The sequence below is a fragment of the Okeania sp. SIO3B5 genome (genome assembly GCF_010692555.1).
Classification (GTDB): Bacteria; Cyanobacteriota; Cyanobacteriia; order Cyanobacteriales; family Microcoleaceae; genus Okeania.
On record NZ_JAAHHG010000078.1, the window covers coordinates 1 to 13,524 of the forward strand.

Below are 13,524 nucleotides of genomic sequence, written 5' to 3' on the forward strand. Positions count from 1 at the left end.
GATAAAAGTCACGGGAACGGACAGCCCATTTTTGTTGTAATTGAAATTGGTCTCGTTTATTAGCTCGGCGTAACCCTTCGTCTATTTCTCGTATTTCTTTGTCTAATCTTAGGGGGGCAGTATTTTTAGGATTAGCTGCTAGGATCAGGATGGTTTTGGTATTTGGGTTATTTGTCATTTTAGTTGTCAGTTAGCCTCCTCCGGAGGAACTTTCCTATCGGAATGCTGCGCAAACGTTAACAGCGATCGGTACCTCCTGCTGTATTGGGAGGCTTAAAACTCTAAATTTTCGGTCATTAAATTATTTTTTAATAAAATTGAAATCATTACCAGTATAAATTAGAGCTTCACTAATCTTAGGTAAGCGATCGCTAATCTTTCTATCTTTAATTTTGTCTAATAGGGCAAATATATAGCGGTTTTCATTCACATAGAATATAACTATCAGGTCTGTAACCTATCAAACTTCAAATATACTTATCTTGTTTCTGTAATCTACCTTTATGAAAACCACTATAAATATGCGGCCCTGATATTTGAGCTTTTACTCTTCGCTCTTGACATCCTCCCGACGCTGCTCTGCGAGACAGCGCGGGATTCCCATCCATCATTCAAACAAACCAAGTTGCTTGAAAAACTCAGGGCGAGTTGACACATCATTAGAATCTGCTGGCTTGCCAGTCTGACGTTTCCTCCGCGTCCGAAAATAATCGACCGTTGACCCTCGGCGACTTCATTGAAAAGTGATAATTGTACAGGTATTTCTACCACTGTTTCTTCAACTATTTCAACCTTGGTTTTTGGTTGAATTACATTAAGAATATTAACAGCAGCATTAACATCTCTATCATGGAATGTACCGCAATTCAAGCAAGTCCACTCCCTGACATTTAGTTCTTTCTTGCCACCTTTAAAGCCACAATTAGAACACTTTTGAGAAGTGGGTTCCCACCTAGAAATAGTTCTAAATTCTTTGCCATATTTTTCACACTTAGCCTCAGTTAAAGTTCTAAACTGTCTCCACCCTAGATCGCTAATTGCTCTAGCTAACTTGCAGTTTTTAACCATACCAGAAACATTCAAGTCCTCTAGCACAATTTTGTCATATTTTTTAACCAAATCAGTTGACAACTTGTGCAGAAAATCTGTGCGAATGTCTTTGACTTTTGCATGCAGTTTAGCAATTAGTATTCTGGCCTTTTCACGGCGTTTACTACCTAACTCGGTTTTAGCAAACTTACGTTGAAATTTAGCTAACTTTTTGAGGTTGTTTTTCAGAGGTTTTGGTGCATTAATTTTATCTCCGTTACTCAAAGTTGCAAAAGTTGAAATGCCTAAATCAATGCCTATTGAGTTGTTAGTTTTAGGTAACAGTTCAGGATTTATTTCGACTACAAAACTAGCAAAATAACGGTTAGCTGAGTCTTTGGTTATTGTTAGAGAACTAGGCTCACTAGGCAATTTTCTAGACCAAACAATTTTTATCTTGCCTACCTTTGGTAAATAGATTTTATCTTGACCAATTTTGTAATTACCTCCGACAAATCTCGCAGTTTGTCTGGATTTTCTGGACTTAAACTTTGGTGGTTTAACCTTAATCCCTTTCCGTTTTCCAGTGCAACTATCAAAGAAGTTTTTGTAAGCTTGGTCTAAATCTTTGAGAGATTGTTGTAATGGAGTAGATGCAACTTCCTTTAACCAAACTAACTCTTTTTTAGCTTGAGTTATGAATTGTTTAGTTAAATCAACATAGCTAGGTTTCTTTTGACCGTCAGAATATAGTTCATTACAATGTGCTAATGTGCTATTCCAAACGTATCTACAACAACCAAATAATTGATTCAGTTTGGTTATTTGCACCCTGTTTGGGTATATACGATACTTGTATCTGGCTTTCAATGTTTTCGACTCTGATACCAATATTAAGTAGTTTTATTATAGCACGGGTTGGCATTCATCCCGACGCTCCCTTTCAGGAGAGCGCGGGCCTTCTGCCAACATTAGATAATTTTAGGAACTCTAAAAAAGTCTCCATCTTGCTCTGGAGCGCAGGAGAGAATTTCTTCTCTATTTGGAAACTTTTCCAAATCATCATCACGAGTGATATTACTAACATCAATTACCCTAGTAGTAGGACGTACTTTCTCTGTCTCTAATTCACTCAACTGCTCGAAATAATCCAAAATACTACTTAACTGAGTCGTAAATTTTTCCTCTTCTTCTGGGTTAAGCTTTAATCTAGCTAAATGTGCAACTTTACGGACTTGTTCGTTATCAATCATTAGTAATTTTTCCTCTTTTCAAAACTCTAAAATTAACTATATAGCGTTTCCCAAGCTAATGAAGTACAGTTATTTTTCTTCTTTATTGATTCTACGGAACCAGAATTACTACTCCCTACTCCCTACTCCCTACTCCCTAAAACCAAGGAATTTTTTACCTCACCAGTATGGAAATTGCTATAATTTAGAAAAATACATCTTTAGTTGAGCGCCCAGTAGTTTTCAACCAGTTTTGAGCTTCAATATAATTATTAGGAGCTAAACTTATTGCCTGTTGCCAATATTCCGCCGCTTTATCAAACCAACCATTTGCTTCTTCTGATGAACCTGTTTCTTTTGCCTGTTCTCCTCTGTAGTGTAAAATCACAGCAATATTATTTAAAGCTTGAGGCATTCTCGGATTATTTTCTAAAGCTTGGTGATAGTATTCTAATGCTTTATCATGTTCGCCATTACTAGCATGAATTAAACCTATATTATAAAGAATATAACTCCGGTCATTAGGGTCTTCTTCTAAATTCAAAGCTTCATAATAATTTTCTAATGCTTCAGCATATTCACCATCACCCTGCGCCGACATTCCATCACGATAATAAGCAAAAGCCTCTTTAGCTTGATTATTTGTTGGTAGCAGCTTCAAAATCAAATCTGCCATGACCGTAAATGATTTGTCAATGAAGTTATCATTTCGTTGAGTTCTGGGCATATTACAACTCTATATTAATTATTGAGTACATAATATAGGTTAGAACAATTCTGGGACAGTTACCTAAATATTAAGTTTTAGAAACAGAATCACAGTTTGCCAAATACCACCGCCACGGTAACTCAGTCCCTTTGGTAATGCCAATACGAGTTGTTTGTACTATTTGCAAATCTTTCTGAAATTGACTTGTAGGATGTTCTAACCACATAGGTTCCCCCACTCGCAGAGGTGAACCATTCAAACTCAGGTCAATATCAAGTAAACGACAAAGCTTACCTGGGCCAGCAGCAAGACGAGAAATTTTAGGTTTTGATTTTTGTTTTGGGATATATTCCCATAACCAATCTGGGACAGATTCCAATTGTAAAGCTCTAATTAAGACAACACTAGGAATCCCATCTGCATCTGTCACAATATTTAAACAGTGGTACATTCCGTAAATGAGATAAACGTAGCTCATTCCTGGAGGGCCAAACATCACGGCATTTCGTGGGGTACGACTGCGATAAGCGTGACAAGCTGGGTCTCCTGGTGCATAAGCTTCCGTTTCTACGATGGTGCTACGGATAATTTTGTCATTGGACATCTGTCGCACTAAAGTACAGCCTACTAAATCTGGGGCAACTTCGGGAGATGGGCGTTCTAGCCAAGTATTGTCTATAATTTTGTTTGTTTGAATTAAATTCATTAAAGGAGCTTGTAATTATGGATATCAAATTAATTTTAATTGGATTAACTGTGTTGTTTAGTATTGGTTGTCTATTCTTTGGCACTAAGAATGGATTTTATGATACTGATGATTATCATGGTAATGGTTGTGCCCACTAAGTAGGGCTTTCTGAAAAAATTGCTTGGTGGGGTAGGACACGGGGACGCGGAGACGCGGAGACTCGGAGACGGGTCGATTTGTGGAGGAACAGGCAACGGTTTCGGCCATTTTATGTGAAGAAATTTTCTTGAATTTCAGTATTTTGAGACAAATAATAGCCAATAACTAGGAAATAAACTGAATATAAAAAGCTTCATTACCTTAGCTGTCCTGACTTTTCGCTTTATGAGCGAAGCCCTAAGTAGGCGATCGCGGTAGCAATAGAATGTTTGATTTTTTCAATTTTTGATAATTTATTTCTTGGGCAGAATAGTAGTTTGTCCAAGAATTTCTATTTTTTACCAACTCTAATTCCCATTTTTTATTACCTAATAGATCGGAAATTACAGCAGATTCCAAGTACATGAAGTACAGATATTAACAATTAAATGAATTCAAGCGTGGGCATCTTGCCCACGATGGGTGTATCTTACCAAAGTGGAATCTGCTGTAAAATAAATTCTCTACTTATAAAGATTTAATGCTCCATAATTATGATATATAAAATCAGTTTTACTACTGATATTTAATTTTTAAATTTCAAGGAAAAATCTTGGGCTTGATGCTCGAACTAAGCTTCAATTTAACTCACTATTTTTATTTTTTTTATCTGCTTTTTTAAATTTCAATTATACCAAACATGAAAAAAGAATGCTACAAAAAAAAAGCTGAAAATTATGTCTAAAAATAACCGCTCCATCCTATAATCAACCTATTTCGTTCGATTGTTTTGCCTTTTTTTATGATTTGTTTATTACTTCTTTCTTCTTCTCTCTTCCCTCTTACCGAAAAATTTATAAGAAGAGGTAATTCTAAATTATACAGGACTTATGCAAAGACACTGTGTATAGAGTCCAGTAACTATTGGACAATAGTTATGAGTACTATATATAGCGTATCTGCGTAAGTCCTATTATAAATTCTAAATTATAAATTCTCAATTCTAAATTCATCATGAAATCATCCATACCAGTAGAAACAGACCTAGTGCTAATAGGTGGCGGTCATAGCCATGCGATCGCCATTAAAAATTTTGCGATGAACCCCATACCAGGAGTAAGATTAACCCTAATTACAGATGTATATCATACTCCCTATTCTGGGATGTTACCTGGATATGTTGCAGGTTTATATACCTTCGATCAATGTCATATTGACCTGCGTCCCCTCGCCAAATTTGCTGGAGCTAGGATATTTGTAGACCGCGCCATTGGTTTAGACTTGGAAAAAAATCAGGTAATTTGTGCCAACCGCCCATCTGTTGCTTTTGATGTACTATCCATTGATATTGGCAGTACTCCCGCTAGCTTAACTGTACCGGGAGCAAGAGAATATACTATTCCCGTTAAACCCATATCAAAATTTCTCACCTATTGGCATGAGATAACCACAACAGTTGCTCAGTCACCAGAACAAAAAATTCGTATCGGAATAGTTGGAGGTGGTGTCGGGGGTGTGGAGTTAGCATTTGCAGTGCAAAGTCATCTGCATCATATTTATCAGGATGCTAGACAACCTACTAATAACTTGGAGTTGCATCTATTTCATCGAGGTACAAGACTATTACCCGGACGCCATCGTTGGGTGGGAAAGCAAGTTGAGAAAATTCTGAAAAGTCGTGGTGTGGTATTGCATTTGGAAGAAAATGTTATTGGGGTGAAAGTTAAGGATGGGCAAGACAGTGAGCAAGACAGTGAGCAAGACAGTGATTTTGCCACTGATGCGCGGATGAATGAGAGGAAAATTCAAGATAAGGATGGGCAAGACAGTGAGCAAGACAGTGATTTTGCCACTGATGGGCAAGACAGTGATTTTGCCACGAATGCGCGGATGAATGAGCGGAAAATTCAAGATAAGGATGGGCAAGACAGTGAGCAAGACAGTGATTTTGCCACTGATGCACGGATGAATGAGCGGAAAATTCAAGATAAGGATGGGCAAGACAGTGAGCAAGACAGTGATTTTGCCACTGATGCGCGGATGAATGAGCGGAAAATTCAAGATAAGGATGGGCAAGACAGTGAGCAAGACAGTGATTTTGCCACTGATGCGCGGATGAATGAGCGGAAAATTCAAGATAAGGATGGGCAAGACAGTGAGCAAGACAGTGATTTTGCCACTGATGCGCGGATGAATGATGAGAAAATTCCAGACTTTGCACCCAAAATTATTGAGTGTAATTCTGGATTACAAATAGAATGCGATATCCTGTTCTGGGTAACTCAAGCATCTGCTGCTCCTTGGTTACAAACAGCGGGGTTAGCAACAGATGCTAGTGGCTTTATTTTAGTTAATGACAAACTACAGTCAATTTCTCATCCACAAGTTTTTGCTGCTGGAGATGTCGCAACAATGGTTAACCATTCACGGCCAAAAGCTGGTGTTTTTGCAGTACGACAAGGAAAACCCTTATTGGAAAATTTACAACGCGCTCTCCAGAGAAAACCCCTAAAGTCGTTTATACCTCAGAAAAAATTCCTGATTTTAATTGGCACTGGAGACCAACGAGCGATCGCTTCTCGCGGCAAAATGGGATTTGGGCCTGAGTCTTTACTTTGGCGTTGGAAAGACAACATTGACCGCAAATTTATGGATAAGTTTACTAACCTGAAGATGGAAGGTAGAAGTTATCCCTCTTCTTGGAAAGGGAAGAGTAGAAAGAGAAAAGATTCCCAAATTATGCACTGTGCTGGTTGTGGAGCAAAAGTAGGCAGTAAGGTTTTGGAGAAGGTACTGCACCGTATTCAACAGCAAATACAGAGGGATGATATTTTAATTGGTATAAGTACCCCTGATGATGCTGCAGTAGTTCGGGTGCCAACAGATAAGGTAATGGTGCAGACTATTGATTATTTTCCAGCATTGGTGGATGACCCCTATTTATTGGGAAAAATCACGACTAATCATTGTTTGAGCGATTTATTTGCCATGGGAGCAACACCTCAAAGTGCTTTAGCGATCGCTACTATTCCTTATGCTTCATCTATTAAACAAGAGGATGATTTATATCAATTGTTATTGGGAGCAACGGAAATTCTTAATCAAGCAGGTGCTGTTTTGATGGGGGGCCATACAACTGAGGGAGCAGAATTAGCTTTTGGTCTTACCTGCAATGGTTTAGCATTTTCGGAGAAACTATTGTACAACAGTGGGATGCAGTCGGGAGATGTGTTGATATTAACGAAACCGTTGGGTACGGGAGTGTTATTTGCTGCTGATATGCGTCTGCGGGCAAAAGGCCGTTGGATTGAAAGTGCAATTGAATCAATGTTGGTTTCAAATCAGAATGCTGCCAAATTGTTATTGGAATATGGTGCGACTGCTTGTACGGATGTGACGGGATTTGGATTAGTCGGACATTTGTTGGAGATGGTGAAAGCTTCTCAAGTTGCTGTGGAGTTGGAAATGGAGGCAATTTCTGTGTTGCCAGGAGTGGCAGAAATTTTGCAGCAAGGTATTTTTAGTTCGCTGTATCCGGAAAATTTGCGGATGTCTGCATCTATTCAAAATTCGGAGCAGGTAAGTACCCATGTTCTTTATCCATTGTTGTTTGATCCACAGACTTCTGGTGGGTTGCTTGCTACTGTACCTGGGGAGTCAGCGAGTGCTTGTTTGCAGGCCCTGCAGCAGGAATATTCTGAAAGTAGAATTATTGGTAGAGTAGTAATGTTGGATACGGGAGTGCTGCCAATTAAGATTTGTTAGTAGGGAGTGGGGGAGTGGGGGAGTAGGGGAGTAGGGAAGTGGGGGAAGTGTGGGAAGTGTGGGAGGGAAGTAAACATACAGTAGATTCCGCTTTAGTGAGATAAACTCATCGCGGGCAAGATGCCCGCACTACAAACAATTTTTTTAACATCGGGAATTTACAGAAATTTAACTGTAGATATACAAATATATTGAGCAAAATTTCAAGGAGGAAATATTAACTATGGCAAGTAAACTCAGGCGGAATATTTGGCGAGTTCTCAACACAGAAATAGAATTGAATTTACCCGAAGCCGTTCAAGGTGGGGTTGAGTCAGCTAAGGCGGTTTTGGAAATAGCAAAAGCTCTACAAGAAAATAAGGATACTTCAGAGTTAAAACCTTTTATTGAAAATATTGATTCACTTTTAGATGTATTAAATTCTCCCCTGGGAAAAGTTGCCGGGGCGGGTTTACCTTTTTTGCCTATTGCAACTGGAATTATTACTTTTATTATTGAAAAAACTCGTCAAGAGCCTACTTTAGAAGATGAAGTACAATTGGTGGCTCAGGTGGCTTATTTAGAAAGTTTACGAAAATTTTTAATAGACAATCCTGAAATATCGGAAAAACTGACAGAAACTGAGGCATCGGAAGCAGTGCAAAAACAAATAAAAAAATTGGATGAAGAAATAGATTTTAATGATCTATATGCTAGGAATACTGTAATTTGTTTCTATGATTCGCCTTTAAGGGAAAAGTTTGACGAGATTTTGATTGAACGTTTTAAAGAATCTGATTTGGATGAAAATATAGCTAAAATAGTTGCCAAAAGAGTTTCTCGCAGTACCCACCGTTATATGAAACAAGCGGTTTCAGAGGTGAAAGATGATGCTAAAAAATTAGCAGCAATCTATGGGGATGGGTGGCAGAAAGATTTGGAAATTTATGGCAGTATCGATCAATATTTGAAAGAGAATATTGCTACTAAACCACAGGAAAAAGTATTTGATGAAAATTTCACTTTTCAGCAGATTTATGTACCACTAAAAGTTAAATCTGTTAAGTCCTATGAGGAAATTGAAGAAAGACCAAGACCCCAGAATATTGAGGAGTGGGCCAAAACAATTTTGTTGGATGAAAAGAAACACAAACAGGTGTTATTTATTCAAGCAGGACCGGGAAGAGGAAAGAGTGTATTTTGCCGAATGTTTGCCGACTGGGTGCGTCGGGAATTACATCCTATATATACGCCGATTTTAATTCGGTTGCGAGATGTGAGAAATTTTGCAGCAAATATTGATGAGACTCTAGCTAATGCAGTGGGTAGAGATTTTGTTACTAGCGATAGTGGTTGGTTGACAGACCACAATACTCGGTTTCTGTTTTTGCTGGATGGGTTTGATGAGTTGTTGTTGGAACGGGGGGTGAGTAATGACTTGAAGGTATTTTTAGACCAGGTGGCACAGTTTCAGAAACAGGCAGCAGAAAATAACGAGCGCGGTCATCGGGTTTTAATTACTGGTAGACCATTGGCACTTTATGGAATTGAAAGGTTGATGCCTCCTAATTTGGAGCGGGTGAGTATTTTGCCGATGGGTGACGAAATTCAGAAACGGTGGTTTGAGAAGTGGCAGACTATTGTTGCGGAAGAGGAAACAGAAAAGTTCCGGGAATTTTTGCACAGTGAACAATGTCCGGATCAGGTTCAGGAATTGGCACGGGAACCACTGTTGTTGTATTTGCTCGCTGCAATGCACCGGGATGAGCAGTTAAAAGTAGAGATGTTTGCTAATGCTGATGTTGGTTGGGCAAAAGTCTCGGTCTATGAGCAAGCATTGGAATGGGTGTTGGAGAAGCAGCGAGTAGAAGAGGGTAAAAATATTAATCCTGAAATTACAAAGTTAGACCCAGAAGATTTAGAAATTTTGTTGGCAGAAGCGGGGTTGTGTGTGGTGCAGTCTGGTGGGAAATATGCTGCAATAAAAATGATTGAAGACCGACTGCTGAAACAGGGATATAAGGAGTTGCAGGATTTAATTGAGAATGCTCGGCAAAATAAGCGAGAGGATGGATTGAAAAATGCTTTAGCTGCGTTTTATTTGAAGTCGGCAGCAAAGGCAGAAAATTCGGTGGAGTTTTTCCACAAGAGTTTTGGTGAGTTTCTCTGTGCAAAACGGATGGTGGAAGGTCTGGAAGATTTGACGGAGAAAACTGGGAAGCGACGTAAGACTTATGTGGTGTCTGATGAGGAATTTGAGTGGCGGGTTTACGATCTGTTTGGTTATGGCAGTTTGACGGCGGAAGTTGTGGAATATTTGATGGCGTTGTTGGTGAAAAATCATGTTGAGTTGGTGGTGTTGTTTGAGCGGTTACATGGTTTTTATCTAGACTGGTGTGAAGGGGAGTTTATTGAGGAGAGGGAGGAAGTTTTACCTCAGAAAAAGACGAGGCAGTTGTGGCAGTGGGGTATTGAGTCTGGGCAACGTCGGGTGGATATTTATACGGGGTTGAATGTGATGATTTTGTTGTTTGATTTGCATCGTTATGGGAGGTCTCAGGAGGAGTTGCGGGAGCAGTTGCATTTTTATCCTTGCGGTAAACCTGGTGGTGAAGATTTTGAGGAAACAAAATTATTGAGGATTATTAGTTATAGTCAATGTTTTTGGATTAACAATTTTGTAGAAATAGTAGGTAAGTTTCTCAGTGGTGCTGACCTCAGTGGTGCCAACCTCAGTGATGCTGACCTCAGTGGTGCCAACCTCAGATATGCCAACCTCAGATATGCCAACCTCAGTAGCGCCAACCTCAGTGATGCCAACCTCAGATATGCCAACCTCAGTAGCGCCAACCTCAGTAGCGCCAACCTCAGTGATGCCAACCTCAGATATGCCAACCTCAGTGATGCCAACCTCAGTGGTGCCAACCTCAGTAGTGCCAACCTCAGATATACCTACCTCAGTGATGCCAACCTCAGTGATGCCAACCTCAGTAGTGCCAACCTCAGTGATGCTTTCAGTGATGCTAACCTCAGTGGTGCCAACCTCAGATATGCCAACCTCAGATATGCCGACCTCAGATATGCCGACCTCAGTAATATCAGATGGAATAATCAAACCAACTGGTCAAATACTATCGGTTTACATCAAGCAAGAGAAGTTCCAGAAGACCTACAACAAAATCCAGAATTTGCCGCAGCAGTTGCTCAGTCGGAAGCAGAAAGTCAACAACAACAGTAAATTTTAAAGTAGTGCAATAAATGTAGGTTGGGTTGAGGGACGAAACCCAACATTATACGAAACCCAACAGTAGTAAGGTTTTGTTGGGTTTCACTGCCGTTCAACCCAACCTACATTTTTAGGCGTGTCAGTCCACTCCCTACTCCCCTGCTCCCCTACTCCCCTACTCCCCTACTCCCCCGCTCTACCACTAACCTTCCAAATACAAAAAATGTAATCTCCCAAAATAATCACCAGCAACAATAGTTCTTCCATCCGGTGCAACTGCGCAACGTTTGAATCCACTACTTCCGATAAAAGTAGCGATCGCCTTCTTAGTTGTTAAATCCCACAATTTCAAAGTCTTATCTTCCGAAGCAGAGATAGCTCGACTATTTGCTAATCCTACAACATCTAATATAGTTCTTTCATGACCTCTGAACACACCAACTTTATCACCTGTTTCCAAATTCCAAACTCTCACATCATAATCATAAGAACTTGAAATAACATACTTATTATCAGGAGTCACTGCCACAGAATTAACGAAGCCAACATGACCAGTCAAAACCAAAACTCTTTCTTCTGTTTCTAAATCCCAAACCATAACATTTGTATCGTGAGAACCTGAAATCACATACTTACCATCAGGACTTATTGCTATACAGGATACCTCCTCTTCATGACCTCCTAAATAGCCAACTTCTTGCTTTAATTCTAAATCCCAAATCTTCATTCCACGGTTTCCCCAATATCCAGAAATAAGAGCTTCACCTTCTGGGGTTACTACCATAAAATTCCCTAAATGTAAAGGGGATAAAAAAGCAAATGTTTCTTCTTGAGTTCTGGGATTACGACATTTCATTTTTCTGATTTCAGTACTAGGTTCTGAACTGCTAAAACCAAGAAATATCTGTTTACTATCTGGAGTTATTGCAAAACAATGTACTACTCTAAAACCTTCTATTTCTATATTACAAACTTCAGAAAAATTTGTTAAATCCCAGACTTTTAATCTAAAGTCACAAGCAGCAGAAATTGCCCATTTACCATTAGGAGCAATAGCAACAGCATTAATCTCTTCTGGATGACCAATAGGAGTATAATTTACCCTATTTTTTTCCCAAACTTTTGTTAAATCCCAAACTTTTATACTAAGCTCAGAACCACAAGAAATTGCCAGTTTACCATCTTTTGTAATGACAATATCATTTACATAACGACAATGGTCTCTAAAAGTAGCAATTTCTTTTCCTGTTTCTAAATCCCAAACTTTAATTGTTGAATCACCAGATGCAGAAACTAAGTGTTTACCATCAGGAGTTACTGCTACAGATTCAACTACACTATCATGACCAGATAATTGAAATATTTGTTCTCCTGTTTTTATATCCCAAACATAAATCCAACCGAACAAGTACTCCCATTCTCCATCAAGGTCGTACCCAATAACTCGCTTTCCATCTGGCGTAACTGCCGCTCCTTCAACTTCTGCAGTATGACCTTTAAGTGTCTTAATTAATTTCCTTGTTTTTCGACTCCAAACTTTGATAGTTTTGTCAAAGGAAGCTGAAATTATTTTTTTTCCATCCTGTGTAATGGTGACAGATTTTACTTCTGCTTTATGAGCTTTAATAGAGTGAATAAGTTCCCCTGTTTGTAGATTCCAGATTTTAATAGTTCCATCATCAGAACTAGAAATTAATTCTTTTTCGTCTGGTGTAAGAACTACTGAAGTTACTGGTGCATCATGTCTATTCAGGGTAATTATTTGTTTTTTTTCGATTAAATTCCAAACTTTTATTGTTTCATCTGCTGAGGCTGAAATAAGTAGTTTTCCATCAGATGTTACTGCTAATGATGTGACTTCTTTTTTATGACCAGTGAGAGTAAATTGTTCTTTTCCTGTTTCCAGATTCCACACTTTAATTTGATTATCTCTAGCACCAGAAATTATGTATTGATTATCCGTTGTGACTACTACAGCATTGATAACTGCTGTATGACCTTTGATAGTACGAATTAATTCTGTGTCGGGGGGTGGGAAAGTAGGAACTAAAGGACGTAACCAAGCAGTTCTTCTACTTTTTTTTGCCCGCTCTAATAAGTTTTTAATATCTGGATTTTCAATGCCTACTAAACGACTCCAAAGTTGTTCTATCAGTTGTTTTTTATCTTTTTTAATAATATCTTCTGAGAGACGAAATACTCCTTGAATTAATCTCAAAGTTTCTATTTGTTGAGCAGTTATATCTGAGGGTTTTGAAGGATGTAATATTGAATTATAATCTTCTATTAATACCTGTAGGTCATCGACAGCAATTTTAGACTTAATAAAATCAAAATCTATTAAATATTGATATAACTGTTGAAAATTTCCAGCTTCTAATAACTCCCCAACTTTCATTTGAACAGCAGTTCTTTTGTTTTCGGCAGGAATACTTTTCAACCAGTTACGGACTTCACTCATTAATTACACTCCTCTAGATCGGTCATTTCAGTTACAGCAGATTCCAAGTATCTAAAATACAGATATTAAAATAAAACGTTCTCAGTGCGGGCATCTTGCCCGCGTGGGTATACCTCACCAAGGTGGAATCCGCTATATCAGTTATCAGTTATCAGTCAAAATTCAAAAATCAGGTGTTGGTGAATTTAGCTATGATTTTGTGCTTAGGGAATAGGTAGGGACGTTGCATACAACGTCCTTACAGATTAGTTCATTCCTTCCTTTTGAACAAATTTATTCCTCATCCCCTATTACCCA

General features: G+C 38.7%; 10 protein-coding genes. 3 read left to right on the forward strand and 7 right to left on the reverse strand.

All coding sequences use genetic code 11. The annotated features are described in order from the left end of the window. Nucleotides 1-301 precede the first annotated feature (301 nt). The 5 genes from F6K54_RS13290 to F6K54_RS13310 form a co-directional block, all read right to left on the reverse strand. Nucleotides 302-430 carry a hypothetical protein gene (locus F6K54_RS13290; protein ID WP_293078204.1) on the reverse strand — a complete coding sequence of 43 codons (129 nt, stop codon included), beginning with the start codon at nucleotides 428-430 and terminating at the stop codon, nucleotides 302-304. Between the two features lie 83 nt (nucleotides 431-513). Then, nucleotides 514-1,899, reverse strand: a complete 1,386-nt coding sequence (locus tag F6K54_RS13295; protein WP_293078206.1) for an RNA-guided endonuclease TnpB family protein — start codon at nucleotides 1,897-1,899, stop codon at nucleotides 514-516. 101 nt (nucleotides 1,900-2,000) lie between these two features. Further along, entirely contained in the window at nucleotides 2,001-2,282 is a 282-nt protein-coding gene (gene gatC, locus F6K54_RS13300; protein WP_293078208.1) for an Asp-tRNA(Asn)/Glu-tRNA(Gln) amidotransferase subunit GatC, read from the reverse strand. 184 nt (nucleotides 2,283-2,466) lie between these two features. Next, a complete protein-coding gene (locus tag F6K54_RS13305) occupies nucleotides 2,467-2,988 on the reverse strand; it encodes a photosystem I assembly protein Ycf3 (protein WP_293078210.1) in 522 nt (173 codons plus the stop codon). A gap of 70 nt (nucleotides 2,989-3,058) precedes the next feature. Next, the gene (locus tag F6K54_RS13310; protein WP_293078212.1) at nucleotides 3,059-3,676 is read right to left on the reverse strand and encodes a DNA-3-methyladenine glycosylase; all 618 of its coding nucleotides are present in this window, start codon (nucleotides 3,674-3,676) and stop codon (nucleotides 3,059-3,061) included. A gap of 17 nt (nucleotides 3,677-3,693) precedes the next feature. On the opposite strand from F6K54_RS13310, the gene F6K54_RS13315 reads away from it, so the two are divergent. Further along, nucleotides 3,694-3,816: a hypothetical protein gene (locus F6K54_RS13315; RefSeq protein ID WP_293070896.1), complete on the forward strand. Its 123-nt coding sequence runs from the start codon at nucleotides 3,694-3,696 to the stop codon at nucleotides 3,814-3,816. Between the two features lie 238 nt (nucleotides 3,817-4,054). Here the strand turns inward: F6K54_RS13315 and F6K54_RS13320 are convergent, their stop codons facing one another. Continuing rightward, nucleotides 4,055-4,222 (reverse strand): hypothetical protein, encoded by a 168-nt coding sequence (locus tag F6K54_RS13320; protein WP_293078214.1) that lies wholly within the window; start codon nucleotides 4,220-4,222, stop codon nucleotides 4,055-4,057. Nucleotides 4,223-4,810: 588 nt separating this feature from the next. Here F6K54_RS13320 and selD point away from each other — a divergent pair. Together selD and F6K54_RS13330 are read left to right on the forward strand one after the other, a co-directional pair. Continuing rightward, nucleotides 4,811-7,561, forward strand: coding sequence for a selenide, water dikinase SelD (gene selD, locus F6K54_RS13325; protein WP_293078216.1), 2,751 nt, complete (start codon nucleotides 4,811-4,813; stop codon nucleotides 7,559-7,561). Between the two features lie 223 nt (nucleotides 7,562-7,784). Then, nucleotides 7,785-10,778, forward strand: coding sequence for a pentapeptide repeat-containing protein (locus F6K54_RS13330; RefSeq protein WP_293078218.1), 2,994 nt, complete (start codon nucleotides 7,785-7,787; stop codon nucleotides 10,776-10,778). Between the two features lie 190 nt (nucleotides 10,779-10,968). Here F6K54_RS13330 and F6K54_RS13335 read toward each other — a convergent pair whose 3' ends face one another. Beyond that, complete coding sequence (locus tag F6K54_RS13335) at nucleotides 10,969-13,227, reverse strand: WD40 repeat domain-containing protein (protein ID WP_293078220.1); 2,259 nt, start codon at nucleotides 13,225-13,227, stop codon at nucleotides 10,969-10,971. Nucleotides 13,228-13,524: the final 297 nt, after the last annotated feature.